Below are 26,209 nucleotides of genomic sequence, written 5' to 3'. Positions count from 1 at the left end.
GTTTGGAATGCAATGAACCTCCAAGGCAAATACTATATCTTGAAATTGTAAATAGTATGCTAGAGAGCAGTGAATATGATAGTATAGAAAAGTGGAATAATTAGCCTGGTGGTGATAAAAATATGGCATTAACGTTTTATTTATATCCAAAATGCGGGACATGCAGGAACGCAAAAAAATGGTTTGAAAACCACGGGATAGAGACGAAAGAAGTACATATAGCTGAAAATCCCCCATCAGTGGAAGAGCTGAAGGAAATGTATCAAAACAGCGGGCTCCAGCTGAAAAAATTCTTTAACACGAGCGGCCAGAAATACAGGCAGCTGGGCTTAAAGGACAAGCTTCCGGACATGACGGAAGATGAACAGCTGAATCTTTTAGCGACTGACGGCATGTTGATCAAAAGGCCGATTGTCACAGATGGAGAAAAAGTAACCGTGGGATTCAAAGAGGAAGACTATAATCAGGCGTGGAACTCTTAAGAAAAGGACCCAAAAGGTGTCTTTTCACTATAATAATGAATGATAAAAGCTGGAGGGATTACAATGAACACACCAAAAGAATTAAGATATTCCGAAGAACATGAGTGGGTAAAAACAGAAGGAGAAAAAGTTCGAGTGGGTATCACAGACTTTGCACAGTCAGAGCTTGGCGATATCGTGTTCGTTGAACTGCCTGAAGTAGGCGATGAAATTAAAGCTGACGAGCCTTTCGGCAGCGTGGAGTCTGTTAAAACAGTATCAGAATTGTACGCGCCAATCAGCGGAACAGTTGTAGAAGTTAATGAAGACCTGGATGACAGCCCTGAGTTTGTCAATGAATCCCCTTATGAAAAAGCATGGATGATCGTTGTGGAACCAGCAGATGCTGCAGATATTGATAATCTGATGACTGCAGAACAATACGAAGAAATGATTAAAGAAGACTAACAGCATGATGTAAAAGAAGATGGGCACTCTACTAATAAAACAGGGGGTGCCCATCATATGAGCTTTGAAAAAAAGAAATTAGATATCACTGACAGAGTAACAGGCAGGTTTATTGAAGGCCAAATGGAGCTGTTTGTTGAAAAAGAGCAAATTGGCCAGATGACTTACGGAGCCGAAGGCAGCCAGGTGAATTTAAAGGATGGCTATCAGTTTGAAGAAAATCGCTTTTATCATTATACTGATGTATTGTCCAAGGGCGAAGAGCAGTATGTGGACTGCGATTACGAGAATGGCTGGTGCTGAAATTAGCAGTGGATTTCCACTGCTGTTTTCATTTTCCCGAAGATGTCAGAGGAAACAACCATCACTTCTTGAATAAAATATAGAAAAAGCCGAAAACTCAGGTGATGACAGTGACAGATGTTGAGGTTGGAAAAGTAATTATAGTGGAAGGCAAGTCTGATAAGAAAAAGGTTGAATGCGTAATTAAAGAACCTGTTCAGATCATTTGCACAAACGGTACTATCAGCTTATCCAGACTGGACGAACTAATCGAAGAGTTATTTTCAATGGAAGTTTTTGTTTTGGTGGATTCTGATGAAGCAGGGGAAAAGCTCAGAAAGCAATTTAAAAGAGAATTTCCTGAAGCAGCCCATTTATATGTTGATAAAATGTACAGAGAAGTTGCTTCTGCCCCTGAACAACATGTGGCTTCGGTATTGCTAAGTGCCAATATAGATGTTCATGCAAAATTTTTATAGGGAGTATGTTTGATGAAGGAACTCACTCAGCCTGAAATAGCTGCTCATATGGATGATGAAGTGTTTTTCTTGTATTTGTTCGCACCCATGTGCGGTACATGCCAGCTAGCCAAGAAAATGCTGCTGGTTGTTGAAGAAATGCAGAAAGATACAAATTTATATAGCAGCAACCTGAATTATTTGCCCAACGAAGCAAAGCAATGGGAAATTGAAAGTGTTCCCTGCCTGCTGATTTTTCATAGTGGTGCTATTGTCAAAAAAATATACGCTTTTCATTCGATACAGCACTTGTCAGAAATCATATCGCAGCAAACCGCCTGACCGGCGGTTTTTTAATGCGTAAAAAACATGAAATCTGGATTTGTCGGCCACTTTGCGCGCTGTTCCTTATTCTCTTGCACTTTGAACTTAGCCAACAGGCTTTTTCCCTGGCTGAATGAGCCAATTATTTATCTTCTTTCCGGTTACAATCGAAATTTTAGGAAATGATAATGGCAGTATTGAGAGAAGAGCGGAATTAGAGGCAGTGCTGCACACTCAACTTGACGGAGGGAAGATGCATGGGAATTGGTGAGTTGATGATCAGGCAATTGGTCACATTTTCTACTTTGTTTGTTCTCACAAGGCTGATGGGAAGGAAGGAAATCAGTCAAATGACCTTCTTTAACTTCACATCTGCCATTGCAATAGGTTCTATAGCAGCAAATATTTCAGTAAACTTTAACATTCCTCTTGTAACCGGAATACTAGCTTTGGCTGGCTGGGCGTTGTTTACTCTTATCATGGGATACATTGATATAAAGTCAAAGAAAGCCAGAAAGATTACGACCGGAGAACCTATTGTGGTAATTAAAGGCGGAAAAATCATGGAAAACTCCCTGCGTTCAACTCGTTTAGATATGGATGCATTCAATTCATTGCTCAGGCAAAGCGGAATTTTCTCACTTAAAGATGTTCAATATGCTGTTTTTGAAACTAGCGGTTATCTTTCAGTTTTGAAAAAAGATAGAAAGCAGCCAGTTACAAAAGAAGATATGAATGTCAAAACTCAACCCTCCTTATATCCTGCCTCAACTGAAGTAATCTCAGATGGATACATTAATAGCAAAAATCTTTCCAGACTGAACCGTGATCAGCAATGGCTGATGCAAGAAATGAAAAATCAGGGTGTGCAGAACCTTTCTGAGGTTTTTTATGCAGAAATCCAGCAGGATGGCTCTCTCTATATTGATCATAAAGATGACAGGATGAGAGAATAACGTTTATAAGCTTCAACACAAAAGCCCGCGAGATACAGGGAAAGCAACAGATTTCTGAAGTAATTTGCTGCTGTGTGCTTTCTTTTCGTCATTAAATATAATCATGCAGCAAATTTCTCGGGAAATAACTGCCTGTTTATTATTTCTGGGGAGAATGTGTCGATTACTATTAACAGGATAGTCCCTTTAGATGAAGAATGTATGAAGTACATTCTGCATTGGAGGGTTTACAATGACACTTGAAGCTTTTTTGCATCAGGTAAACAGCATAAATCTCCTGGTACCGCTTCTTCCTGCGAAGAATCTGCTGGTGGAACTTCAGTTTCCTGATGAAAAACATACTCTTGTTTTTTGTCGAGACGGAATTGCTTCACAAGCCAGTGGTTACGATCAGCCTGATATTTCCATTGTTGCATCAGGAATCACGCTGGAAGAAATTCTATGGGGCAGTCTTAGAATCCGCCAGCTGCATAAGCTTGGATTAATTGAAATGAAAGGGAGCTATAGAAACATACTAAAGCTCGAATCAATTCTGTCTCTGTCTCTATAAGAAGTTGAAATAGTTTGAAATTTCTGTTGACAATTCAAGGGGATGTGTATTATTTTGGTTATAACAACTTTATAACTTATCAAGAGAGGCAGAGGGACTGGCCCTGTGAAGCCCGGCAACCGGTTTGTGAACACGGTGCCAAATCCTGCAAAGCAATCTGCTTTGAAAGATAAGAAGAGACATCTATTCAATCAACCTCTTCTCCGGAAGAGGTTTTTTATTTTTAAAGGAGGATGAACATGACAAAAAAATACCGGGAAGAAACAGTTAATATTCACGGAGGTCTTCAAAGGGAGAGGGAAACAGGGGCAAGGGCGGTTCCAATTTATCAATCCAATTCATATCTGTTTGAAAACACTGACCACGCTGCTAATTTATTTGGTCTAAAAGAGGAAGGATATATTTATACAAGAATTCATAACCCTACTTCTTCAGTGCTGGAACAAAGAGTGGCTGAACTGGAAGGGGGGATCGGAGCTCTGGCTGTTGCAAGCGGGATGGCTGCTGTTTCACTTGCTATCCTGAATATTGCAGGTTCAGGCGATGAGATCGTTGCAGCATCTACTTTGTACGGAGGTACATATAATCTTTTTTCAACAACACTGCCCAAGTACGGCATTAAAACCATTTTTGTAGATCCTGAGAATCCTGAAAATTTCCGTAAAGCCATCACGCCTAAAACTAAGGCTGTTTTTGCGGAAACGATCGGCAATCCAAGTCTTTCTGTTCTGGATATAGAAGCAGTGGCTGAAATAGCTCACGAAGCCGGTGTTCCGCTAATCGTGGACAATACGTTTGCAACTCCTTTTCTCACTAAACCGATTGAGCATGGAGCTGATATTGTTGTTCATTCAGCTACAAAATGGCTGCTCGGAAACGGAACAACGTTAGGTGGGCTGATTATTGATGGAGGCACTTTTGACTGGTCGTCATCTGCCTATCCGGGGCTGAACCAGCCGGATCCCAGCTACAACCATATCGTCTATTCTGAAACCTTCGGAAATGCGGCATACATTGTGAAGGCAAGAGTTCAGCTGCTCAGAGATCTCGGTCCGTCATTGAGCCCGTTCAATGCATTTCAATTTACACTGGGGCTTGAGACACTTCATGTCAGAATGAAGGAACATATTGCGAATACGAGAAAACTCGTTGAATATCTGTCAGCACACCCTGCTATAGAATGGGTGTCATATCCTGAGCTCGACAATCATCCTGCCCAAAAACTCGCAGCAAAATATCTGCCCAAAGGCGCTGGAGCCATCATCATCTTTGGAATAAAAGGAGGCAGAAAGGCTGGAACTGACTTGATTAATTCTGTAGAACTCTGGTCTCATGTCGCAAATGTGGGAGATGCCAAAAGTTTGATTATTCATCCTGCCAGTACGACACATCAGCAGCTGAGCGGAGAGGAACTTGAAAAATCCGGTGTAGCAGAAGACTTGATCAGGCTGTCAGTAGGTCTTGAACACATTGATGATTTAATTGAAGATCTGGAACAGGCCATTGAAAAAGCAACAGGCATCACGTTCAAAAGAGAAGAAGGGGTCAAGTCGTAGTTAAAAAGTTATATATTAATAGTTGACATGAAAAAGTTCATCATGATATGATCACTCTCGTAAGTATTTCTCACTGAATTTTACTAACGCATTAACGTATTAAAATAGATTAATAGTCTCTTATCGAGAGAGGTGGAGGGAAGTGCCCTGCGAAGCCCGGCAACCGTCAAGAAATTGAAATGGTGCCAATTCACTCAAAGCAATTGCTTTGAAAGATGAGAGAAAGGTTATAAACAAAAGCCTTTCTGCTCATTTTATGAACAGAAAGGCTTTTTTAGTTGGTTTAGGGTAATAACCAGTGAGTGTATTGCGAAAGAAGGTGAAGTCATGATCAAGTTATCTGATGTAATAAAGGTGTATAAAGCGAAATCCGGAAATGTTACTGCCGTTGAAAATGTGAACCTGGACATTGAAAAAGGTGAAATATTCGGCATTATCGGCTACAGCGGAGCAGGAAAAAGCTCACTAATCCGCCTGCTAAACGGGCTGGAAAAGCCGTCAAGCGGATCCATAGAAATAGCCGGCAGAAAAATGCATTCCATTAAAGGAAAAGAGCTGCGGGAAGCACGGCATGAAATCAGCATGATCTTTCAGCATTTCAACCTCCTCTGGTCGAGGACAGTCAGGGAGAATATTGCATTTCCGTTAGAAATAGCGGGTGTCAGCAGAGAAGAGCGTGCCAAACGTGTAGATGAATTAATCAAGCTGGTTGGACTGGACGGCAGAGAAAACGCCTATCCTTCCCAGCTGAGCGGAGGACAAAAGCAGAGGGTAGGAATTGCAAGGGCACTTGCAAACAACCCTAAAGTTCTTCTTTGTGACGAGGCGACATCTGCATTAGATCCTCAAACAACCGATTCCATCCTGGAACTGCTTGTAGATATCAATGAGAGACTTGGCCTTACCATCGTTCTGATTACACACGAAATGCATGTAATCAGGAAAATCTGCCACCGCGTGGCTGTCATGGAGGCTGGAAGAATCGTTGAAAAGGGTGAGGTTCTGACTGTATTTAAAAAACCGCAGCAGCAGATTACGAAGCGGTTTGTCCAGCAGGTAACTGAACCTGAAGAAACAAAAGAAACCATCGAACATCTTCTTCAACAGTATAAGTCAGGTGAGATTGTCAAGCTGACATTCGTTGGAGACAGTGCCGAACAGCCGTTGATTACCGGCTTGATCAGAATGTTTTCTGTAGATGTGAACATATTGCAGGGTAAAATTTCACAGACTCAGAGCGGTGCCTATGGCACGTTGTTTATTCACATCGATGGAGATGATCAAGAAGTAAGCAAGGCTATCGAATTTCTCAACAGCCAGCAGGTTGAAGTGGAGGTGATTGCAAATGCTTGAGACACTTCTTCCGAATGTACGCTGGAATAGAATCTGGGATGCAACATATGAAACAATTTATATGACAAGCATTTCAGTCATTGCTACCTTATTTCTTGGAATCATTCTCGGCTTGCTGCTTTTCTTAACCTCAAAAGGGAATATTTGGGAAAATACAGGTGTAAATGCAGTTGTAGCAGGGGTAGTGAATATTTTCAGATCTATCCCGTTCATCATTCTGATCATTCTTTTGATTCCTTTTACAAAAGCGCTTGTTGGAACCATGCTCGGAGCAAATGCTGCGCTGCCCGCACTGATTATTGGAGCTGCTCCTTTTTATGCGCGGATGGTTGAAATAGCACTAAGAGAGGTAGACAAGGGAGTGATTGAAGCTGCCAAGTCAATGGGAGCGAAAACGTCTACTATTATAATGAAGGTATTGCTTCCCGAATCGATGCCTGCACTTGTATCGGGGATTACTGTCACTGCGATTGCTCTTGTAGGCTACACAGCCATGGCGGGAGTTGTCGGTGCCGGAGGACTTGGAAATCTGGCCTTTCTGGAAGGATTTCAAAGAGGCCGCAATGATGTAACACTTGTTGCGACTGTTCTCATTTTAATTCTAGTATTTATCATTCAATTTATTGGAGATATCATAACTAAGGCTTTAGATAAACGATAGGAGGAAAATTAGATGAAAAAATTAGTATTATCAACAGTATTAGCTTTATCAACAGCAGCACTAGCAGCATGTGGAGGTTCTAATGGCGGTTCAGGAGAAGGAGAAGACACGTCAATTAAAATTGGTGCATCTCCAGTCCCTCATGCTGAAATTCTTGAAGAGGCAACTTCTTTGCTTGAAGAAAAAGGCTATCAGCTGGAAGTTGTAGAGTTTACAGACTACATCCTTCCAAACAAGTCTCTTGATGAGAACGAATTGGATGCTAACTACTTTCAACATGAACCATATCTGAAGTCTCAAATTGCTGACAATGATTATAACTTTGTCAGTGCGGGCGGAGTCCACATTGAGCCGATTGGCGTATATTCCCAAAGACATGATTCACTTGAAAATCTTCCGGATGGAGCAACAATTCTAATGAGCAACTCTGTGGCTGATCATGGCCGTATGCTTTCCATGCTGGAAGAAAAGGGCTTGATTACTCTTAATGAAGGAGTAGAAAAAAGAGAAGCAACAGTAGATGATATTGCTGAAAACCCAAAAAATCTTCAATTCAAAACAGATGTTGAAGCAGCATTGCTGACAAGAGCTTATGAAAACGATGAAGCTGATGCAATCATGATTAACGGTAACTATGCACTTGATGCGGATTTAAATCCTGCTGAAGATTCAATCGCTCTTGAATCTCCGGAAAACAACCCATATGTAAACTTGATTGTTGTTCGTGAAGGCGACGAGAATAAAGATAAAATCAAAGCGCTTGTAGAAGTTCTTCAGTCTGAAGAAATTCAAAGCTTTATTGAAGAAAGATATCAAGGTTCTGTTCTTTCTGCAAATAAATAAGTGATAGAAAAGGCCGGTGAATTCTTCATCGGCTTTTTTCTATGAAGAGACTCTGTCCCCCTGCAGAGTCTTACAGTAAGTTTCGGGCTGCACCCACCTGAAGAAGCGCAGTTTTCTTTGCGGATGTGAATAAAAATATTTTTTTCCAGCATACTAACTGTGACAAATTACTGAAATGGAGTGCATCTATATGGAACATTTTTCTGAACCTCGTAACTCTACAGAAGCAGCCCTGCTCGATTATAAAATGGGACTAGGAACGTTTACACAGAAAATGCCGGAGATTGCCGGTCATTTTAATACTTTTACAGAAGCGTGTTTTAAAGAAGGCGTTCTGTCACAAAAAGAAAAACAGCTGATTGCACTGGGAATCAGCGTTGTTTCTCAAGATGAATATTGCATGATCTACCATACAAAAGGCTGTCTTGATCAGGGAGCCAGTGAGGAAGAAATACTTGAAGCACTAGGCGTAACTGCAGCGTTCGGCGGAGGAGCTGCAATGAGCCAGGCTGTCACGCTCGTTCAAGAGGCCATATCAGAACTGAATCAGCTGCATTAAGGGCCCTAGTCAGGGCTTTTTTTTTGCGGTTTTTTGGGATGTTGAAATTTTAGTTTTACAAGACGTGGAAAAATAAGCATAAGAAATGCGGTTATATGTGAAAGCAACGGAGATGTCTTTCATAGGGGACACATAGTCGGAAATCCTCCTTTTATTTCAGTCCATTTCATTGTTTTTTCTAAATAGGCGGAGTTACTCCGTTTATATGTGTGGTTAAATGTCCTTTAGCAGGGATTGAAGGACAAATTTGAGCTGAACAGCAAGAGAAATGTCCTTCATAGGTCATGAAGGACATTATTGGGTGAAACAGCAAGGGAAATGTCCTTCATATGGCGATGAAGGACAATATTGGGTGAAACAGCAAGGGAAATGTCCTTCATAGGGGTGATGAAGGACATTATTGGGTGAAACAGCAAGGGAAATGTCCTTCATAGGGGCGATGAAGGACATTATTGGGTGAAACAGCAAGGGAAATGTCCTTCATAAGGGCGATGAGGGACATTATTGGGTGAAACAGTAAGGGCGATGAGGGACATTATTGGGTGAAACAGCAAGAGAAATGTCCTTCATATGGGCGATGAGGGACATTATTGGGTGAAACAGTACATGCTTCAATACGCTGTGATTAAAAGCATTCCTAAGCATTCCTGATTACCATTGCTGATTCCGGCACTTAATCAAATATTTGAGGTTTGACCTTATGAGACTAGGGTAATTACAATATGAAAAGAAAATTTGAAAGGATGATTCATTATCAACACGCAGGAACAACTTGACCTGAACGTGACAAATGAAATGGAAAAAGCCATGCATCAAGCCCATGGAATGGGTTATGCGGAGTACAGCAATAAACACGAAAATAGGATGCTTGTTGAGAAAAGAAGAGAAAGGGACTATGCGGCAAGTCAGCAGATTGTTGCAGAAGTAAACCGTAAAGTCCACAATAACCTATCTTAGCCAACGGAAATCTTTCATATATGAAACTAACCGGGAACCAGTGATATTCACTGGTTCCTTTTCGATTCAGCGCGGCTGAATTCTTTTTTGATAAATCGTTTACAATAAAGAGGATAATATGTTTGAATGGGTTGACAGAAAGAATTATACTTAAGGTTGATGCGTGCGGGCAACTGCGGGAGATTTAATTTGATTCTACTTTTAATTTGTTATAAGATAAGAATGAGAATAAAATGAGAATGGATAATAAAATGAATTTTATATATTATTGGAGGTATCGCAATGGCAGCTTCAACTTTAACAATTAAGGATCTACACGTTGAGATCGATGGGAAAGAAATTTTAAAGGGTGTAAACCTTGAAATAAAATCAGGTGAATTTCATGCAATTATGGGACCTAATGGAACTGGTAAATCTACGCTTTCTTCAGCAATCATGGGTCATCCCAAGTATGAAGTGACAAAAGGCAGCATCACATTTGACGGTGAAGACGTGCTGGAAATGGAAGTGGATGAGCGCGCACGTGCAGGTCTGTTTCTTGCTATGCAGTATCCAAGCGAAATCAGCGGTGTGACAAACGCAGACTTCCTTCGTTCTTCTATTAATGCCCGACGCGAAGAAGGCGAAGAAATTTCATTAATGAAGTTTATCCGCAAAATGGATTCCAACATGGAAGCTCTTGAAATGGATCCGGATATGGCTCAGCGTTATTTGAATGAAGGTTTTTCAGGCGGAGAGAAAAAACGCAATGAAATTCTTCAATTGATGATGATCGAGCCGAAGATTGCCATCCTTGACGAGATTGACTCCGGTCTTGATATTGATGCATTGAAGATTGTAGCTAAAGGAATCAATGAAATGCGCAGCGGAGATTTCGGCTGCCTGATGATTACTCACTATCAGCGCTTGCTTAACTATATTACTCCAGACTTTGTGCATGTAATGATGCAGGGAAGAGTAGTTAAATCCGGAGGTCCTGAACTTGCTCAGCGCCTTGAAGCTGAAGGTTATGAGTGGATTAAGCAGGAACTGGGCATTGAAGACGAAACAGTTGGCCAAGAACAAGCGTAAACGATAGGGGGATTATCATGACTTTGGAAAGCAACTTACAAATCAGCCGGGACTATCTCAGTAACTTTTCTAACGGACATGGCGAGCCGGAATGGCTAAAAAATCTTCGTCTGGACGCACTCAGTAAGGCAGAAAGTCTTTCAATGCCAAAACCGGACAAGACAAAGATTGATAACTGGAATTTCACAAATTTTAAAAAACATACAGTGGACAGCAGCGTGTATTCTTCTTTGGAAGAACTTCCTGAGGAAGTGAAAGCACTTGTTGATACAGAGCAGGAAAGTCAAGCTTTGTACATCCAGCGCGATCATACTCCTGCTTACCTTACCCTTGGTGAAGAATTGAAAAACCAAGGAATCATTTTTACAGACATTCATACGGCTGCCAGGGAGCATGGAGACCTGCTGCAGAAGTATTTTATGACAGAAGGCGTTAAGGTTGATGAACATAAATTAACAGCCCTTCATGCTGCACTTGTGAACGGCGGTATTTTCGTTTATGTACCGAAGAACGTGGAGGTTTCTGTGCCGCTTCAGGCAGTTTATGTACACGAAAATCCTGATACAGCGCTTTTTAACCACGTAATCGTAGTGGCGGAAAACTTCAGTTCAGTGACATATGTAGAAAACTATATTTCAGTAACAGATCAGGCTGAAGGTGTGTTTAATATTGTAACTGAAGTCATTGCCAGAGACGGAGCCAAGGTTGTATACGGTGCTGTGGACACATTGGCAAAAGGCGTTACAACATATGTAAACCGCCGCGGTACAGCTGGAAGAGATGCGAAAATTGAGTGGGCTTTAGGACTGATGAATGACGGTGATACCATCTCCGAGAATATTACAAATCTGATGGGTGACGGCTCTTATGGCGATACCAAGACTGTTGTTGTGGGGCGCGGCGAGCAAAAGCAGAACTTTACAACAAGCGTTATCCACTTTGGCAAAAACTCAGAGGGCTATATCCTGAAGCATGGTGTGATGAAAGACAATGCATCCTCTATTTTCAACGGAATCGGAAAAATTGAGCATGGGGCTTCCAAGTCAAATGCTGAACAGGAATCCCGCGTCCTGATGCTAAGCGAAAAAGCGCGCGGTGATGCCAACCCGATTCTTTTGATTGATGAAGATGATGTAACAGCAGGACATGCTGCATCTGTAGGCCGTGTAGATCCGCTTCAGCTGTATTATCTAATGAGCCGCGGAATCACTAAAGCTGAGGCTGAAAGACTTGTTATTCATGGCTTCCTTGCACCTGTAGTAAACGAGCTTCCTATCGAAGGAGTTAAAAAGCAGCTTACTGCAGTGATTGAAGGGAAAGTTAAGTAATGAATGTACAGGATATTCGCAAACAGTTCCCAATTCTGAATCAAAAGGTCAATGGCAAGGATCTGGTTTATCTTGATAGTGCAGCTACATCCCAAAAGCCGATCAAAGTGATTGAGACTCTGGATCAGTACTACCGCGAGTATAACTCTAACGTTCACCGGGGTGTTCATACCCTTGGGACGAAGGCAACTGATGCATACGAGGGTTCCCGTGAAAAGGTCCGCAAATTCATCAATGCCAAAACGTATGAAGAAATTATTTTTACCCGCGGTGCGACGACTGCCATTAACTTTGTTGCATCCAGCTATGCCAGAGAGCATTTGCAGCCCGGGGACGAAATTGTCATAACCTATATGGAACATCATGCGAATATTATTCCTTGGCAGCAGGTTGCCCGTGCCACCGGTGCAGTGTTAAAGTATATCCCGCTGCAGGAAAATGGGACCATTTCCCTTGAGGATGTACAGGAAACTGTAACAGAAAACACAAAAATTGTTTCAGTCATGATGGTTTCCAATGTGCTTGGAACAATCAATCCTGTAAAAGAGATTGCTGACATTGCTCATTATAATGGTGCAATTATGGTTGTCGATGCAGCTCAGGCTGCTCCTCATACAAAGGTGGATGTACAGGATATTGACTGTGATTTTCTGGCATTTTCAGCACATAAAATGTGTGGCCCAACCGGTGTTGGGGTACTTTATGGGAAAAAGGCTTTGTTGTCTAACATGGAACCGGTGGAGTTTGGCGGAGAAATGATTGACTTTGTCGGCCTGGAGGAATCCACCTGGAAAGAGCTTCCGTGGAAGTTTGAAGCCGGAACACCAATTATCGGCGGAGCGATTGCCCTGGGTGCTGCAATTGATTTTCTTGAAGACATCGGCTTGGATAACATTGAGGCTTATGAACACAAGCTTGCAGATTATGCCATGGAACAGCTTTCACAAATTGACGGATTGACGATATACGGACCGGGTCCGGGCGAACGCGCCGGACTTGTAACATTTAATATAGAGGATGTACATCCTCATGATGTGGCAACTGTGCTTGATGCAGAAGGTATTGCTGTACGTGCAGGCCACCACTGTGCACAGCCGCTGATGAAATGGCTGAAAGTTTCTTCTACAGCAAGAGCGAGCTTTTATCTCTACAATACTGAGGAAGAAATTGATGAGCTTGCTGCGGCTATCAGAAAAACGAAGGAGTATTTTACAAATGTCTTTTAATGCGAATCTTGACACTTTATACCGTCAAGTCATCATGGATCACTACAAAAATCCCCGGAACAAAGGATCACTGGAGGACAGTATAACAATTGATATGAACAATCCAACCTGCGGGGACAGAATTCATTTAACTTTGAATATCGAAAATGGCGTGGTAAAAGATGCGAAATTTGATGGTGAAGGCTGTTCCATTTCCATGGCATCAGCTTCAATGATGACACAGGCTATTAAGGGTCAGGAAGTGGACACAGCATTAAAGCTTTCAAAAATATTCTCAGATATGATGCAAGGAAAAGATTATGATGATAGCATTGACTTAGGGGATATTGAGGCGCTGGCCGGTGTTTCAAAATTTCCTGCCCGAATAAAATGCGCAACGCTGTCGTGGAAAGCCATGGAAAAAGGCGTTTCTCAAGAATAATTATGTCTGGTAAACTGCCGGACAGAATGGAGTGAAAGCGGATGGCTAAAAAAATGCCTGATATCGGCGATTACAAGTACGGTTTTTCAGATAAAGATGTATCCATTTTCCGCTCTAAAAGAGGTTTGACAAGGGAGATTGTTGAAGAAATTTCAAGAATGAAGGAAGAGCCGCAATGGATGCTGGACTTCCGCCTTAAATCTCTAGAGCATTTTTATAATATGCCAATGCCTCAATGGGGAGGAGATTTGGCTGCACTGAATTTTGATGAGATTACGTATTACGTTAAGCCGTCAGAAAAATCTGAGCGTTCATGGGATGAAGTGCCGGAAGAAATCAAGCGTACGTTTGATAAACTTGGTATTCCTGAAGCAGAACAAAAATACCTTGCAGGTGTTTCCGCTCAATACGAATCTGAAGTTGTTTATCACAACATGAAAGAAGATCTAGAAGAATTGGGCATTGTCTTTAAAGATACAGACAGCGCCTTAAAAGAAAATGAAGACATTTTCAGGGAGCACTTTGGCAAAACGATCCCTCCAACTGATAATAAATTTGCCGCTTTAAACTCGGCTGTATGGTCAGGCGGATCTTTCATTTATGTGCCGCCTGGAATAAAAGTGGATACTCCGCTGCAAGCGTATTTCCGCATCAACTCTGAGAATATGGGACAATTTGAGCGTACACTCATCATCGTCGACAAAGACGCACATGTACACTATGTGGAAGGCTGTACAGCTCCTGTTTATACAACCAACTCTCTTCACAGTGCTGTTGTAGAAATCATCGTAAAAGATGGCGGCTACTGCCGTTATACGACAATCCAAAACTGGGCAAACAACGTATTCAACCTTGTAACAAAGCGTGCTGTATGTGATGCCAACGCAACAATGGAATGGATTGACGGAAACATCGGCTCCAAGCTCACTATGAAATATCCTGCTGTTATTTTGAGAGGAGAAGGCGCTCGCGGAATGACCCTATCCATTGCTCTTGCAGGAAAAGGCCAGCATCAGGATGCAGGGGCGAAAATGGTTCACCTTGCTCCAAACACGTCGTCCACAATCGTTTCTAAATCAATATCCAAGCAGGGCGGTAAAGTAACATACCGTGGAATCGTACACTTTGGCCGTAAAGCTGAAGGCGCACGCTCCAATATTGAATGTGATACACTCATCATGGATAATCAGTCAACTTCAGACACCATTCCTTATAATGAAATTTTAAACGATAACATTTCATTAGAGCATGAAGCGAAGGTTTCAAAGGTTTCTGAAGAGCAATTGTTCTATCTAATGAGCCGTGGAATCTCTGAAGAGGAAGCAACTGAAATGATCGTAATGGGCTTCATTGAGCCATTCACAAAAGAGCTTCCAATGGAATACGCAGTAGAAATGAACCGTCTGATCAAGTTCGAAATGGAAGGTTCAATAGGATAACAAAAAAAGCTCGCCAGCCGGCGAGCTTTTTTCATGAGCAAAAGTTTTCAATTTTTCACTGCGAAACAATCAGCCTTAGTTTGCTTCAGCAGGTTTTTTAGTCATATCGGATGATTCTGCCTGCTCGTTCATTTTTATCCCAAGAATAATAAAGGCGCCAAAAATGATGACAGAAAAGCACCAGCCGTACACCTTCATATAAAATAGAATGGAATCATAATTAGCAACGCCGAACGTCTGAATGAGGTAGCTTCTTAGTCCGCCCGAAAGAAAGCTTCTTAATGCAAAAATTCCTGATATGATATAAAACCAGGGAAGCAGTTTTGGTGTCATATAAAGCTTTTTGCTTTTTGCACGGGACTGACCCTGCATATAGGCAATGTCAATTGCAAAGTAAAGGGCAAGCGGCCGTCGGATCAGCATGGTGAGAATCCAAAAACATCCGAACCCCAGCGAGAGGTACACATTATTCCATTGCATGTTGGCGGCTGAGCCTGAGATGACGTCGACTGTAGTGCCTACAACAAGACTGCTCAAAATAAATAAACCTGTTACGTTAAATTGCCGTTCTGATAAAAATCTGAATATTGTATAGAAAATTCCCGGAACTGTTGAAAGCAGCATGGCATAATAGTCTCCCAGCGGAGCTTGTCCAAACTTCCAGATCAGGTACGGAAGAGCTAAATAAAACAGCAAATCACCAATAATCAAATGTTTCTTCATAGCGCCCTCCTTTTTTTCCCATCATACCATATTCTTTTCTACTAAGATAAGAGAAAATAAACAAACCTCTGCCTGTTGGATGTTGGATGAAGTCCGTATAAATGTGTAAAAGGAAGAGTTCTTTTAATTACTCTTGGCAATGCTGTTTTCAGCTATTAAACAATCGTTCTAAAGAAATCGGTTATAAATTCTACATTCACAAAACGCCATATCCCAACAAAGAAAAAATAAGCGTAGAAATTCCGGTTACATTCAGAATAAGCCATATCAAAGGGGAAATAAGGGAATAAATTCCGTTTAAGCTGCTGAAAATCATCAATTTAGCAGTTTTTTAGGTGTATAGACGGAATTCCTCCGTTTACTTCAGGCCATTCTCATTGTTTTTTCTGAATAGGCGGAGTTCTTCCGTTTATATCTGAATAGTGGCTTTCCAAGGCCCCTTTCAAAAAGGATGTATATAGGTATTTACACAATCTTATGGCTTGATGGGATGTCGGACAGTCTTGTTTTGAACGTGCTGTTCGTCCGACGCTTTTGGCAAAAGGTGCTGCCTCAGCAACGAAATCTGTCATTAGGCGAAAAAATAGGGTATAAAGAATAAAACCGCTTTGGGAGATTCTGTGATACGGGATTTCAAGGAAAGAAAGCCCCCAACTGCGGCTGCTTACGCTTTTCGTTGGGATTGTTCCATGAATGTATTGTATATTGGATAAGAGGTGTTTTTACCATGATATATGTAGGTGTTACGGGCTGGGGAGATCATGATTTGCTGTATCCCCAAGGAATATCTTCCGGAAGCAAATTAAAAGAGTACAGCGGGCATTTTCCAATTGTGGAATTGGATGCAAGCTTTTATGCGATACAGCCTCAGCGCAATAACGAAAAGTGGATAAGAGAAACGCCTGATGTCTTCAAATTTATTATTAAAGCTTATCAAGGCATGACCGGACATCAGCGCGGGGATATTCCTTTTGACAGCAAGGAGGAGATGTTTGCAGCGTTTCAGCTGTCAATATCCCCCTATATAGAAGCAGGAAAACTGGCCATGGTGCTGTTTCAGTTTCCGCCATGGTTTTCTTGCAAAAAAGAGAATGTGGAATACCTGCGTTGGTGCAAGCAGCAAATGGGAGATATCCCCTGTGCGTTGGAATTCAGGCATCAATCTTGGTTTAAGCCGGAATACTATGAAAGAACTCTTTCTTTTATGAAGGAAGAAAATTGGATACATAGCATTTGTGATGAGCCTCAGGCTGGCGAAGGGTCCATACCTGCGATACTTGTTCCGACAAACAGCAGCAGTACTTTAGTAAGGCTGCACGGAAGAAATGTACATGGATGGAACAAGACCGGCAGTGATGAGCATTGGAGAGAAGTGAGGTATCTTTATCAATATAACAGAGCTGAACTGGAAGAATGGGCCCAACATGCATTATCACTGCAAAAATCCTCAGAGCATGTGTTTATACTATTTAACAATAACTCCGGTGGAGATGCTGCTGCAAATGCAAAGCAGATGATCCAGCTTTTAGGAGTGGAATACAACGGGCTTGGGGATCGGCAGCTGGACATGTTTGACGAGTAATACGGTTTAGTAGGAGAGAGGTATATGAAGGAAACATTGCATATTTATCACACAAATGATCTGCACAGCCACTTTGAGAAATGGCCTCACATTGCAGCGGTTATAGAAACAAGAAGGAAACGGCATTTGGTCGACAATGAACAACATCTGCTTTTTGATATCGGAGATCATGTAGACAGGTCACATCCAATAACAGAGGCGACACTCGGCAAAGCGAATATTAATCTGTTAAATGAGTTGAACTATGACGCAGTGACAATTGGCAACAACGAAGGAATTACTCTGCCTCATGATGCACTGGATAACTTATACGGATCTGCCAGCTTTCCTGTTGTTCTCTCCAATTTGTTATATCAGGGGGGAAAACGGCCGGATTGGGCCGTTCCTTATTATTTTATACAACTTGCAAATGGAAGCAGAGCCGCTGTGCTGGGTATTACAGTTTACTATGAGCTTTTTTACAGACTCCTGGGGTGGGAGGCTGTTGATCCTTACATCAGCCTGCGCCAGTCACTGAAAGAGGTGAAAGGTGCGGCGGACTTAATTATTCTTCTTTCTCACCTGGGAATTTCAGAAGATGAAACAATAGCAGAGAGTTTTCCGGAAATAGATATCATTATAGGAGGCCATACACACCATGTTCTTCCGCAGGGGAAAATGGTGAATACAGTATTGCTTGCCGGTGCAGGAAAATACGGCCAGTATGTTGGATATATTGCGGTTGATTTTGATGAACACGGAAATCTCCTTTCAAAAACTGCTGAACTTCTGGAAACTCCTGAGGAAGCAGGTTGTCCCCGCACCCTTGCAGTTCTGGCTGCTGAAGAAAAGGTAAGCAATGCCATTCTGTCTGAGGTGATTGGCCGTTTAGATGAGGATCTTCAAGCAGACTGGTTTGGTGAGTCTCAGCTGCCGCGCATACTGGCTCAGGCTGTTAAAGAGTGGTGTAAAACTGATTTGTGCATGCTGAACGCCGGCCTGCTGCTTGAAGGGCTGGCAAAAGGGCCTGTTACAAAGGCAGATTTGCACAGAATCTGCCCTCATCCGATTAATCCCTGTATTGTTTCTTTAAAAGGAAGTGCACTGAAAGAAGTGATCCTTGAAGCAAGGACGGAAAGAATGGAGCATCTTCAATTGAAAGGCCTTGGTTTCAGGGGGAAAGTCATGGGGAGAATGATCTTTGAAGGAATCGAAGTCGAGACTGTTACCCTGGAAGACGGGAAGGAGCACGTTGCATCCATTTCTGTACTTGGTGAGAAATTGGACCTTCATAAAACCTACAAAGTTGCCACCGTTGATATGTTTACGCTGGGGCCGCTCTTCCCGGTCATATCTCATGCAGAGCATAAGGAGTACTTTATGCCTGAGTTTTTAAGAGATGTACTTAGCTGGAAGCTGCAGTATTTACTTGGTTCATAGCCTATACACGATTTCCCTGCTTTTTCATAAAGTGGAGTAAGAAGGGAGTGTAATGACTATGGTGACAATGTCTCCTATTTCTATAGATGGTGAGCAATTTACTGCAATAACTGTTAAGCTGCCCAAAACGAATTTTATGGCTGTCACAAGTGAAAATGGCTATATTATGTGTGGAGCGCTGGACGTAGCGCTATTGAATGAAAAGCTGAAGGACCGGAAAATTATAGCAGGCCGTGCTGTTGGTGTAAGGACAATCGAACAGCTGCTTGATGCGCCCTTGGAATCGATCACATTCGAAGCGGAAAACAGAGGGATTACTGCGGGGATGAAGGGAAGAGATGCACTGCTGAAGATGCTGTGAAAATCAGCCTTCAAGAAAGTTATTATTTTCCAGGTAAAAAGTATTGCCCGGCACATAAAAACTTGTTAGAATGAATAGAAATCAATTGAATACCATTCACCTTATCTTACGATGAGGTAGAGGAGCGGGAATTAAGAGTATGCAAAAGAAGGCTGACAACCGTTGATTTTTGCTGAAAGGATTTTTCGCCGAAGCAGGTAAAGCTGTCAATCTTTATCTGCTGGGGTTGCCTTGAACAAGGGTAACACTGTCATTACAGAGAAACTTCTGTAGTGGAGGGCTACTGATCGTGATGGAGGATAATATATTCATAACCTGACCGGTTGGAGTAATGATTATTTTCTATCATTGCTCTTTTTTATTTTCTCATTATCCTGCATGCGAAATAGTGCCCTCGCCCTATAAATTATTTGGAGGTTTTATTATGGAAGGCACTATCTTTTCAATTCTTCCCCCCATTATTGCCATCATCATGGTTATTCTTACGAGAAGAGTTCTTTTATCACTTGGTGTAGGAATTCTTTCAGCGGCCCTTATTCTTGAAGAGTTTTCTATCCTTGGTACGCTTCAAGCTGTTGGCGGAGCGATTGCCGGCGTTTTCATTGACGAAGGTGCTCTGAACACATGGAATGTATACATTCTCTTATTTCTCATTATTTTAGGTATTGTCACTGCACTTATCTCTATTTCTGGAGGAAGCCGTGCTTTTGGCGACTGGGCGCAAAAGAGAGTGAAGACGCGCACTGGTGCACAAATGACGGCAGCTTTTATGGGAATTTTGATTTTTATTGATGACTACTTCAATGCTTTGGCTGTCGGACAGGTCAGCAGACCGATTACGGACCGCCAGCGAGTATCCCGAGCTAAGCTTGCTTATATTATTGACTCGACTTCTGCTCCAATCTGTGTGGTTTCACCGGTTTCAAGCTGGGGTGCATACATTATTGCGCTGATCGGCTCTATTCTTGCAACACATGGTGTGCAGGAATATACACCGCTTTCTGCGTTTGTTGCAATGATTCCAATGAACTTTTATGTAATTGCCGCCATTGCGATGGTATTTGCGACAGCATATTTTAATATTAATATTGGCAGCATGAAGGTACACGAAGAGCGTGCCATCAAAGAGGGTATCGTTGCAGACCCTGATAAAGCGCCGGTAGGTGAAATTAAAGACAGCCTGCCGACAAGTGACAAAGGCACTGTAGGGAACCTGGTTTGGCCGATTGTGGCATTGATTTCAGGTACAGTAGCTGCTATGCTGTTTACTGGATATTCCAATATTCCGGGAGATGCTCCAACAAACATCTTTACTATTTTTGAAAATACCGATGTCTCTGCGTCACTTGTTTATGGAGGATTGTTCGGGCTGATCGTGACGCTCATTCTTTTCTTTAGCAAAGGAATTAACAGTTCTTATCTTCCTCAAGCTTTCGTGGAGGGTTCAAAGTCCATGCTTCCAGCTATTTATATTCTTATTTTTGCATGGGTGATTGTAGATTTGATCGGGCAGCTGAGAACTGGTGAATATCTGGCCGGTTTGGTTGAACAATCTAATATGAATATTGCTTATCTTCCGGTTATCTTGTTTATACTGGGTGCTTTTATGGCATTCGCAACGGGAACATCATGGGGCACGTTTGGTATCATGCTTCCAATTGCCGGAGAAATTGCAGCCGCTACGGATATCTCTATGCTTCTGCCTTCATTGGCGGCAGTTTTAGCTGGAGCCGTTCTGGGAGATCATTGTTCACCAATCTCAGACACTACCATTCTTTCTTCCACAGGTGCCGGAAGCCACCATATCGACCATGTTTTAACTCAGCTTCCGTATGCCTTGCTAGGAGGAGCTGCCGGCGCAGCAGGATTCCTGATTCTCGGCTTAACAGGCAGCACATTGCTAAGCCTTGCAGCGGTACTGGTCCTGCTTGCAGTGATGGTGTTCTTTCTGCGTGACAAAACACAAAATGCTTCAGCATAGGAAAAAACCGAATACATTGTCGACAAAAGGTAGTGAGAAGCCCTTCTCGCTGCCTTTTTTGTTTAGGATCATGGTGTGAAAAAGGCTGATTTTCGCTTCGGGTGCGGGCGGTGAGCCTCTTCATCGCTGACCGCTACTGTGGAGTTCCACCTGTCCTGCTTCAATCAGCTGTAATATTCTTAGTACTTGACTCCAAATCTAGTGCCTAATCGGAGTGGAAATCTCACCACATTGGAATTTCTATACATTTATTAAAATAGACCGCAGGCAAACTTGGAATTCTCGAGTTTGTCTACGGCCTGAAACCGCTTCGATTTCGCGAATCGGTTTTTTTATTTACTTCTTCTATGAATCCCGACCATAAAGCTATGTATTCAAAAGTGTTTCTGTTTATAAGGTATTGCATAAAATCACGGCTTACCTTGTTCCTAGTAGGAAGATAGTGGCAGATAATCATCATAGTAAAATAGTAAATAAATAAAATTTTATTTTGACATAGGCATAATGTCCATTTATACTATGTATAGATTAATTAAATAATCAGAAAATATCAAAATTTCCAACTGTTTATAGATGGTTGGACTAGGGGGGTCTATACAAATGGATAATCGTCCTCAGTGGGGAACACGGGCAGGCTTTATCATGGCAGCAGTAGGATCTGCGATTGGATTGGGTAATATCTGGAGATTTCCGGGTGTTGCTTATGAAAATGGCGGAGGCGCATTTTTTATTCCGTACTTATTTGCATTATTAACAGCAGGTATTCCGCTACTAGTTTTAGAATTTACCATCGGGCATAAGAACAGAGGCTCAGCACCTTTGTCCTATGCAAGACTAAATAAAAAAGCTGAATGGGTAGGATGGTGGCAGGTAGCAATTGCATTTGTTATTTCCACATACTATGCAGTCATTATAGCTTGGGCAATGTCCTACAGTGTGTTCTCATTTAATCTGAGCTGGGGAGAAGACACAAATGGATTCTTGTTCGGCGAGTATCTGCAAGTTGCTGAACAGCCTGGACAGCTCGGCGGTCTGGTAGGAGGAGTATTCATTCCTTTGGTGCTTGTGTGGGTCATCACCCTTGGTGTTTTATCTGCAGGAGTAAAGAAAGGTATTGAGAGAGCGAATAGGATCTTTATTCCGACTCTAGTTGTTTTATTTCTGATCATTGTCATCCGTGCAGTTACGTTAGATGGAGCAGCACAGGGACTTGATGCATTCTTTAAACCACAATGGGATACCATTTTAAATGGTAAAGTATGGGTGGCAGCATACGGACAGATTTTCTTCAGTTTATCAATTGCATTTGCTATTATGATTACTTATTCCAGTTACCTGCCAAAAAAATCTGATATTACAAATAATGCATTCATTACTGGTTTCGGAAACTCGGCATTTGAACTGCTTGCCGGAATCGGTGTATTCAGTGCTCTTGGTTTCATGGCCATGCAGCAGGGGGTTCCTGTTGGGGAAGTTGTGTCAAAAGGGATCGGGCTGGCATTTGTTGTCTTCCCGCAAATCATTAATGAATTCCCTGCATTTAATGCATTCTTTGGATTCCTCTTCTTCGGATCTCTCGTGCTGGCAGGACTGACTTCACTGATCTCAATCGTTGAAACATTTGTAGCCGGTGTACAGGAAAAATTCAATGTTTCCCGCAGAAAAGCAGTGCTGGTAGGCGGTGGAGTGTCAGCTCTCATCTCCGTTCTTTTTGCAACAAGAGGAGGCTTGTACTTCCTTGATGTAGCGGATGAGTTTATCAACAGCTTTGGGGTAGCTTTGGCCGGTCTTGTTGAAGTTATCGTTGTGGTATGGTTCCTAAAACAGCTGAACTCGCTTCAGTCTTATGCAAACAGTCTTTCCGATATTCTGCTTGGCACGTGGTGGAAGGTGTGCCTTGGTATTATTACACCGGTCATTCTGGGCTATATGATGTTCGATAAAATCAGAACCAATATCACTGATCCATACGGCGGAGGAGATTACTCTCAAACCTTCCTTTTCTATTCCGGATGGCTCGTTGCAGGTGCTGCAGTCCTGCTCGGCATTGCATTCTCACTTATAAAATGGCAGAAGGGTTCCATTGAACTTCCTGCAGAGAAGGAGGTTTCCCGATAATGAGCGGTGGAGCAATTACAATGATGCTTATAGGAGTCGTGGTGATTTGGGGAGGATTGGCAGCATCCATTGCGAATGCTGTAGTGAAATCAAAACAAGCAAAATAATATAAAAGGCGGGCTGCCTGCAGTCCGCCTTTTATTATGGAGTCAGATGGTCGCCAAAGCCGGCGGGTTTTTTACGGTTTTACTTTTTCTTTCTGTTTTTTTGCCTTTCTGCCCGCTCCCACAGGCGCAGGTGGGGATGAGGGTCAAAAGACCATTCTGTTCTTCCATTGTCTTTATACATACCGTAATGCAAATGTGGAGGAAATTTTCCTGAGGTCCCCGGCGGCCCATAGCCTGAGCTTCCGACAGAACCAATCAGCTGGCCCGGCTCCACAATTTGTCCAGGATGAAGACCGTCAGCAAATCCATTAAGATGAGCATAATAATGATACGTGTTATTTAAATCCCGTATTCCAACCCTCCAGCCTCCGAATCTGTTCCATCCCTTCATTTCTACTACGCCGTATGCGGTAGAGCGCACAGGAACTCCATAATTGGCAAAAATGTCAGTACCCTCATGAATTCTGCGTCCACCCCAGCCGCGGGCATCTCCCCATGTACTGCGGTAGCTGTAGTTTGACCGAAGGGGAACGGGAAAAGCATGTTCTGTCAGATGAATATGTCCGTATTTTTTAAAAATTTTATGATGGCCTACAATGATGCCAACAGTTTTATCGCGGTGATAAAAGTTCCATAAGCCTATCTTGATATTATCCATGTCACTGCCATACTTACCTAAAACATGTGCAAAGGTATACAGCAGATCTTCATCATCGGTTTTGCTTGCCACTCCATCTCCATTGCCATCCTTGCCAATACCTCCGAAAAAATCAATTCTCGCAGGGTTTGTATCCTCTTGAAGGGGATTTAGGGGTCCCGCCCACAGAGGTGCAGGAATATAAATGCCGATCAGGCCTTCCTGCTTAGACAAATCCCGCCTGGATCTTCTAACATTTCGTTCATACTGATCTGCCGCAGCAAGCACATGCCAAGGTACATTTGTCACTGCAGCTGTTTTCTTATATAAAAGTAACCGCTGTTCATCCGCCTGTTTTTGATCCAAAGTTTCTGCCCCCAGGGCATTTAGGGGAAATGCGGCGAAAAAAAGACAGCTTATCACGGCCAGCCAAATGTATCGCACGTTTTTTGCTCCTTTCCATACAATCATATCTATAGTGTGAACAGCAACGCGTTTTAAATAGATAGAAAATGTTAGAAATTGTATCCGTTCTCTTTTCCTTGTCCTACCTTTCTTTGTTGTGTTAAAGTGGAATTTGTAGAAATCTTTAGAGTATCTGAATGGAGAACTGATTTTTTTATAATTCTTCTCTGGATATCATCCTTTTTTATACAAATAATAGGAAAAACTATACTAAATGGAGCTGATCATGATGGCAAAAAAAGAAGAACATGTCCGTAAGCCGGATTGGCTGAAAATTAAGCTTAATACCAACGAAAACTATACCGGTCTTAAGAAAATGATGAGAGAGAACAATCTAAATACAGTGTGCGAAGAAGCAAAATGCCCTAATATCCATGAATGCTGGGCAGTCCGCCGAACAGCTACATTTATGATTTTAGGTGCGGTTTGTACACGCGCCTGCCGTTTTTGTGCAGTAAAAACAGGCCTTCCAAACGAATTGGATTTACAAGAGCCGGAACGAGTAGCGGATTCAGTTGCGTTAATGAATCTTAAACATGCCGTAGTAACAGCGGTTGCAAGGGATGACCTGAAGGACGGCGGATCCGCTGTTTTTGCTGAAACGGTCAGAGCCATTCGCCGTAAAAGCCCATTTACAACGATCGAAGTCCTTCCTTCTGACATGGGAGGAGTATACGAAAACTTAAAAGCGCTGATGGATGCACGTCCAGATATCCTGAATCACAATATTGAAACAGTAGAAAGGCTGACACCGAGAGTGCGCGCGCGCGCAACGTACGCCCGTTCACTGGAATTTTTGCGCCGAGCAAAGGAAATGCAGCCTGACATTCCTACAAAATCAAGCATCATGATCGGTCTTGGAGAAACCAAAGAAGAAATTATCCAGGTCATGGATGATTTACGTGCCAACTCTGTGGACATTATGGCTATCGGCCAATATCTGCAGCCATCCAAAAAGCATCTGAAAGTACAAAAATACTACCATCCAGATGAATTTGCAGAACTGAAAGAAATCGCAATGACCAAAGGCTTCAGCCACTGCGAAGCCGGACCGCTTGTCCGTTCCTCATACCATGCTGATGAGCAAGTAAATGAGGCATCAAAGCAGCGCCAGGCTCAAGCTTAATAGAGATGACCCGAAAAGCCGTTGAATTATGGGAGCTTTTCGGGTCATTTTTTTTTGGGTGAGTGGTTTTTTGGTGCTGGTGGGGGGAGATAGTCGTAGATCGTGAATGAGGCCATGGGAAAGTCGGGAGGACAATGCGTTTTGTTATAGTATGTTGCTGATTTTCGAAGATAGTATAACAAAGAGGTGCGTTTTGTTATACTATCTGGCTGATGCTATAACAAAGTCAGTTCCATCCAGCAAAAAGCTGCATTCCCCATCAAAAAGAGGGCATCCCAAGAATATGGTTGGGATGCCCTCACCTTTGAAATGTGTGCACTAGGCCCTTCGAGGTCATAAGCCAATCCGGCCTGAAGGTTAAAGAACAACCTTCATACCGGCTCGTCTTATGCTGGTCAGGGCTGAGCGGCGCCTTCCGCTTTTCTATTGTCCAGCTCCGGCAGCTAGGCTCTCGAGGTCATAAGCTGTCTTGGCCATAAGGGCAAAGAGCGCCCTTACGTCCAAGCCATCTTATGCTTGTCGAGCCTTGCAAGCTGCCTCCGCTTTTCTACATTGTCCAGCTCCGCCGGCTAGGCCCTCGAGGTCATAAGCCAAGCATCTCAAAAAGGCAAAAAGCGCCTTTTAGAGATGCTCGTCTTATGCTTGTCAGGCCTGGTCAAGCCGGCTCCGCTTTTCTACATTGTCCAGCTCCAGGCGCCAGCAGCTCGAGGTCATAAGCTGTCTTGGTCAAAAGGTCAAAGAGCGACCTTTCGTCCAACCCATCTTATGCTTGTCGCT

The 26,209-nt window shown here is 42.6% G+C and carries 27 protein-coding genes and 3 riboswitches; of the genes, 25 read left to right on the top strand and 2 right to left on the bottom strand.

Features of this window, described 5'->3' with window-relative positions:
• Positions 1-122 precede the first annotated feature (122 nt).
• The 18 genes from GJU40_RS07640 (at position 123) to sufB (ending at position 14,913) form a co-directional block, all read left to right on the top strand.
• A complete protein-coding gene (locus GJU40_RS07640) occupies positions 123-482 on the top strand; it encodes an arsenate reductase family protein (protein ID WP_154307164.1) in 360 nt (119 codons plus the stop codon).
• Between the two features lie 63 nt (positions 483-545).
• Positions 546-929, top strand: coding sequence for a glycine cleavage system protein GcvH (gene gcvH / locus GJU40_RS07635; protein WP_154307163.1), 384 nt, complete (start codon positions 546-548; stop codon positions 927-929).
• Positions 930-986: 57 nt separating this feature from the next.
• A complete protein-coding gene (locus tag GJU40_RS07630; protein ID WP_154307162.1) occupies positions 987-1,232 on the top strand; it encodes a YusG family protein in 246 nt (81 codons plus the stop codon).
• Positions 1,233-1,336: 104 nt separating this feature from the next.
• On the top strand, positions 1,337-1,690 hold the full coding sequence (locus GJU40_RS07625) for a toprim domain-containing protein (RefSeq protein WP_154307161.1): 354 nt from the start codon (positions 1,337-1,339) through the stop codon (positions 1,688-1,690).
• A 12-nt stretch (positions 1,691-1,702) separates the two neighbouring features.
• Positions 1,703-2,011, top strand: a complete 309-nt coding sequence (locus GJU40_RS07620; protein ID WP_154307160.1) for a thioredoxin family protein — start codon at positions 1,703-1,705, stop codon at positions 2,009-2,011.
• A 239-nt stretch (positions 2,012-2,250) separates the two neighbouring features.
• Entirely contained in the window at positions 2,251-2,949 is a 699-nt protein-coding gene (locus tag GJU40_RS07615) for a YetF domain-containing protein (RefSeq protein ID WP_154307159.1), read from the top strand.
• A 232-nt stretch (positions 2,950-3,181) separates the two neighbouring features.
• Positions 3,182-3,499 carry a hypothetical protein gene (locus tag GJU40_RS07610; RefSeq protein WP_154307158.1) on the top strand — a complete coding sequence of 106 codons (318 nt, stop codon included), beginning with the start codon at positions 3,182-3,184 and terminating at the stop codon, positions 3,497-3,499.
• A 73-nt stretch (positions 3,500-3,572) separates the two neighbouring features.
• Positions 3,573-3,675: riboswitch (SAM riboswitch) on the top strand.
• 57 nt (positions 3,676-3,732) lie between these two features.
• Complete coding sequence (locus tag GJU40_RS07605) at positions 3,733-5,055, top strand: O-acetylhomoserine aminocarboxypropyltransferase/cysteine synthase family protein (RefSeq protein WP_425481208.1); 1,323 nt, start codon at positions 3,733-3,735, stop codon at positions 5,053-5,055.
• Positions 5,056-5,172: 117 nt separating this feature from the next.
• Positions 5,173-5,277: riboswitch (SAM riboswitch) on the top strand.
• A 105-nt stretch (positions 5,278-5,382) separates the two neighbouring features.
• Entirely contained in the window at positions 5,383-6,408 is a 1,026-nt protein-coding gene (locus tag GJU40_RS07600; protein ID WP_154307156.1) for a methionine ABC transporter ATP-binding protein, read from the top strand.
• On the top strand, positions 6,401-7,069 hold the full coding sequence (locus tag GJU40_RS07595) for a methionine ABC transporter permease (RefSeq protein WP_154307155.1): 669 nt from the start codon (positions 6,401-6,403) through the stop codon (positions 7,067-7,069). The genes GJU40_RS07600 and GJU40_RS07595 overlap by 8 nt, the downstream gene beginning before the upstream one ends.
• 12 nt (positions 7,070-7,081) lie before the next feature.
• Positions 7,082-7,912 (top strand): MetQ/NlpA family ABC transporter substrate-binding protein, encoded by an 831-nt coding sequence (locus tag GJU40_RS07590; protein WP_154307154.1) that lies wholly within the window; start codon positions 7,082-7,084, stop codon positions 7,910-7,912.
• A 190-nt stretch (positions 7,913-8,102) separates the two neighbouring features.
• The gene (locus tag GJU40_RS07585; RefSeq protein ID WP_154307153.1) at positions 8,103-8,471 is read left to right on the top strand and encodes a carboxymuconolactone decarboxylase family protein; all 369 of its coding nucleotides are present in this window, start codon (positions 8,103-8,105) and stop codon (positions 8,469-8,471) included.
• 795 nt (positions 8,472-9,266) lie between these two features.
• Positions 9,267-9,428 (top strand): YuzK family famiily protein, encoded by a 162-nt coding sequence (locus GJU40_RS07580; protein WP_170289352.1) that lies wholly within the window; start codon positions 9,267-9,269, stop codon positions 9,426-9,428.
• Positions 9,429-9,710: 282 nt separating this feature from the next.
• Complete coding sequence (gene sufC / locus GJU40_RS07575) at positions 9,711-10,499, top strand: Fe-S cluster assembly ATPase SufC (protein WP_154307151.1); 789 nt, start codon at positions 9,711-9,713, stop codon at positions 10,497-10,499.
• A gap of 17 nt (positions 10,500-10,516) precedes the next feature.
• Complete coding sequence (gene sufD, locus GJU40_RS07570; protein ID WP_154307150.1) at positions 10,517-11,827, top strand: Fe-S cluster assembly protein SufD; 1,311 nt, start codon at positions 10,517-10,519, stop codon at positions 11,825-11,827.
• Positions 11,827-13,053: a cysteine desulfurase gene (locus tag GJU40_RS07565; RefSeq protein ID WP_154307149.1), complete on the top strand. Its 1,227-nt coding sequence runs from the start codon at positions 11,827-11,829 to the stop codon at positions 13,051-13,053. Before sufD ends, GJU40_RS07565 begins: the two co-directional genes overlap by 1 nt.
• Positions 13,043-13,474 carry a Fe-S cluster assembly sulfur transfer protein SufU gene (gene sufU, locus GJU40_RS07560; protein ID WP_154307148.1) on the top strand — a complete coding sequence of 144 codons (432 nt, stop codon included), beginning with the start codon at positions 13,043-13,045 and terminating at the stop codon, positions 13,472-13,474. Before GJU40_RS07565 ends, sufU begins: the two co-directional genes overlap by 11 nt.
• A 41-nt stretch (positions 13,475-13,515) precedes the next feature.
• Positions 13,516-14,913 carry a Fe-S cluster assembly protein SufB gene (gene sufB / locus GJU40_RS07555; protein WP_154307147.1) on the top strand — a complete coding sequence of 466 codons (1,398 nt, stop codon included), beginning with the start codon at positions 13,516-13,518 and terminating at the stop codon, positions 14,911-14,913.
• Between the two features lie 75 nt (positions 14,914-14,988).
• Here sufB and GJU40_RS07550 read toward each other — a convergent pair whose 3' ends face one another.
• Positions 14,989-15,636, bottom strand: a complete 648-nt coding sequence (locus GJU40_RS07550) for a VC0807 family protein (protein WP_154307146.1) — start codon at positions 15,634-15,636, stop codon at positions 14,989-14,991.
• Between the two features lie 727 nt (positions 15,637-16,363).
• On the opposite strand from GJU40_RS07550, the gene GJU40_RS07545 reads away from it, so the two are divergent.
• From GJU40_RS07545 to GJU40_RS07520, 6 genes are all read left to right on the top strand, one after another.
• The gene (locus tag GJU40_RS07545) at positions 16,364-17,218 is read left to right on the top strand and encodes a DUF72 domain-containing protein (RefSeq protein WP_154307145.1); all 855 of its coding nucleotides are present in this window, start codon (positions 16,364-16,366) and stop codon (positions 17,216-17,218) included.
• A 24-nt stretch (positions 17,219-17,242) separates the two neighbouring features.
• Positions 17,243-18,637, top strand: coding sequence for a bifunctional metallophosphatase/5'-nucleotidase (locus tag GJU40_RS07540; RefSeq protein ID WP_154307144.1), 1,395 nt, complete (start codon positions 17,243-17,245; stop codon positions 18,635-18,637).
• A gap of 58 nt (positions 18,638-18,695) precedes the next feature.
• Positions 18,696-18,998 carry a YunC family protein gene (locus GJU40_RS07535; protein WP_154307211.1) on the top strand — a complete coding sequence of 101 codons (303 nt, stop codon included), beginning with the start codon at positions 18,696-18,698 and terminating at the stop codon, positions 18,996-18,998.
• 109 nt (positions 18,999-19,107) lie between these two features.
• Positions 19,108-19,289, top strand: a riboswitch (Lysine riboswitch).
• 133 nt (positions 19,290-19,422) lie between these two features.
• Positions 19,423-20,979: a Na+/H+ antiporter NhaC family protein gene (locus GJU40_RS07530; RefSeq protein WP_154307143.1), complete on the top strand. Its 1,557-nt coding sequence runs from the start codon at positions 19,423-19,425 to the stop codon at positions 20,977-20,979.
• Positions 20,980-21,579: 600 nt separating this feature from the next.
• Positions 21,580-23,097, top strand: a complete 1,518-nt coding sequence (locus GJU40_RS07525) for a sodium-dependent transporter (protein ID WP_154307142.1) — start codon at positions 21,580-21,582, stop codon at positions 23,095-23,097.
• Positions 23,097-23,204, top strand: a complete 108-nt coding sequence (locus tag GJU40_RS07520; RefSeq protein ID WP_154307141.1) for a methionine/alanine import family NSS transporter small subunit — start codon at positions 23,097-23,099, stop codon at positions 23,202-23,204. The genes GJU40_RS07525 and GJU40_RS07520 overlap by 1 nt, the downstream gene beginning before the upstream one ends.
• A 79-nt stretch (positions 23,205-23,283) precedes the next feature.
• Here GJU40_RS07520 and GJU40_RS07515 read toward each other — a convergent pair whose 3' ends face one another.
• Positions 23,284-24,312, bottom strand: coding sequence for a M23 family metallopeptidase (locus GJU40_RS07515; protein ID WP_154307140.1), 1,029 nt, complete (start codon positions 24,310-24,312; stop codon positions 23,284-23,286).
• Positions 24,313-24,535: 223 nt separating this feature from the next.
• On the opposite strand from GJU40_RS07515, the gene lipA reads away from it, so the two are divergent.
• Entirely contained in the window at positions 24,536-25,432 is an 897-nt protein-coding gene (lipA, locus tag GJU40_RS07510; protein ID WP_154307210.1) for a lipoyl synthase, read from the top strand.
• The last annotated feature ends 777 nt before the right edge of the window (positions 25,433-26,209 follow it).

Source organism: Metabacillus lacus, from assembly GCF_009674805.1.
In the GTDB taxonomy this organism is placed as follows: domain Bacteria; phylum Bacillota; class Bacilli; order Bacillales; family Bacillaceae; genus Metabacillus_C; species Metabacillus_C lacus.
The sequence above is the reverse complement of the archived record's forward strand: the minus strand, read 5'-3'. Positions and strand labels throughout refer to the sequence as shown.

Bases quoted from the DNA above. Each gene is read 5' to 3' on its own strand.
- GJU40_RS07590 (WP_154307154.1), top strand. From the start codon at position 7,082: ATGAAAAAATTAGTATTATCAACAGTATTAGCTTTATCAACAGCAGCA.
- GJU40_RS07540 (WP_154307144.1), top strand. From the start codon at position 17,243: ATGAAGGAAACATTGCATATTTATCACACAAATGATCTGCACAGCCAC.
- gcvH (WP_154307163.1), top strand. From the start codon at position 546: ATGAACACACCAAAAGAATTAAGATATTCCGAAGAACATGAGTGGGTA.
- GJU40_RS07600 (WP_154307156.1), top strand. From the start codon at position 5,383: ATGATCAAGTTATCTGATGTAATAAAGGTGTATAAAGCGAAATCCGGA.
- GJU40_RS07630 (WP_154307162.1), top strand. From the start codon at position 987: ATGAGCTTTGAAAAAAAGAAATTAGATATCACTGACAGAGTAACAGGC.
- GJU40_RS07525 (WP_154307142.1), top strand. From the start codon at position 21,580: ATGGATAATCGTCCTCAGTGGGGAACACGGGCAGGCTTTATCATGGCA.
- sufB (WP_154307147.1), top strand. From the start codon at position 13,516: ATGGCTAAAAAAATGCCTGATATCGGCGATTACAAGTACGGTTTTTCA.
- GJU40_RS07610 (WP_154307158.1), top strand. From the start codon at position 3,182: ATGACACTTGAAGCTTTTTTGCATCAGGTAAACAGCATAAATCTCCTG.
- GJU40_RS07640 (WP_154307164.1), top strand. From the start codon at position 123: ATGGCATTAACGTTTTATTTATATCCAAAATGCGGGACATGCAGGAAC.
- lipA (WP_154307210.1), top strand. From the start codon at position 24,536: ATGGCAAAAAAAGAAGAACATGTCCGTAAGCCGGATTGGCTGAAAATT.
- GJU40_RS07605 (WP_425481208.1), top strand. From the start codon at position 3,733: ATGAACATGACAAAAAAATACCGGGAAGAAACAGTTAATATTCACGGA.
- sufU (WP_154307148.1), top strand. From the start codon at position 13,043: ATGTCTTTTAATGCGAATCTTGACACTTTATACCGTCAAGTCATCATG.
- GJU40_RS07515 (WP_154307140.1), bottom strand. From the start codon at position 24,312: ATGATTGTATGGAAAGGAGCAAAAAACGTGCGATACATTTGGCTGGCC.
- GJU40_RS07520 (WP_154307141.1), top strand. From the start codon at position 23,097: ATGAGCGGTGGAGCAATTACAATGATGCTTATAGGAGTCGTGGTGATT.
- GJU40_RS07620 (WP_154307160.1), top strand. From the start codon at position 1,703: ATGAAGGAACTCACTCAGCCTGAAATAGCTGCTCATATGGATGATGAA.
- GJU40_RS07535 (WP_154307211.1), top strand. From the start codon at position 18,696: ATGGTGACAATGTCTCCTATTTCTATAGATGGTGAGCAATTTACTGCA.
- sufC (WP_154307151.1), top strand. From the start codon at position 9,711: ATGGCAGCTTCAACTTTAACAATTAAGGATCTACACGTTGAGATCGAT.
- GJU40_RS07545 (WP_154307145.1), top strand. From the start codon at position 16,364: ATGATATATGTAGGTGTTACGGGCTGGGGAGATCATGATTTGCTGTAT.
- GJU40_RS07585 (WP_154307153.1), top strand. From the start codon at position 8,103: ATGGAACATTTTTCTGAACCTCGTAACTCTACAGAAGCAGCCCTGCTC.
- GJU40_RS07530 (WP_154307143.1), top strand. From the start codon at position 19,423: ATGGAAGGCACTATCTTTTCAATTCTTCCCCCCATTATTGCCATCATC.
- sufD (WP_154307150.1), top strand. From the start codon at position 10,517: ATGACTTTGGAAAGCAACTTACAAATCAGCCGGGACTATCTCAGTAAC.
- GJU40_RS07615 (WP_154307159.1), top strand. From the start codon at position 2,251: ATGGGAATTGGTGAGTTGATGATCAGGCAATTGGTCACATTTTCTACT.
- GJU40_RS07550 (WP_154307146.1), bottom strand. From the start codon at position 15,636: ATGAAGAAACATTTGATTATTGGTGATTTGCTGTTTTATTTAGCTCTT.
- GJU40_RS07565 (WP_154307149.1), top strand. From the start codon at position 11,827: ATGAATGTACAGGATATTCGCAAACAGTTCCCAATTCTGAATCAAAAG.
- GJU40_RS07595 (WP_154307155.1), top strand. From the start codon at position 6,401: ATGCTTGAGACACTTCTTCCGAATGTACGCTGGAATAGAATCTGGGAT.
- GJU40_RS07625 (WP_154307161.1), top strand. From the start codon at position 1,337: ATGACAGTGACAGATGTTGAGGTTGGAAAAGTAATTATAGTGGAAGGC.
- GJU40_RS07580 (WP_170289352.1), top strand. From the start codon at position 9,267: ATGGAAAAAGCCATGCATCAAGCCCATGGAATGGGTTATGCGGAGTAC.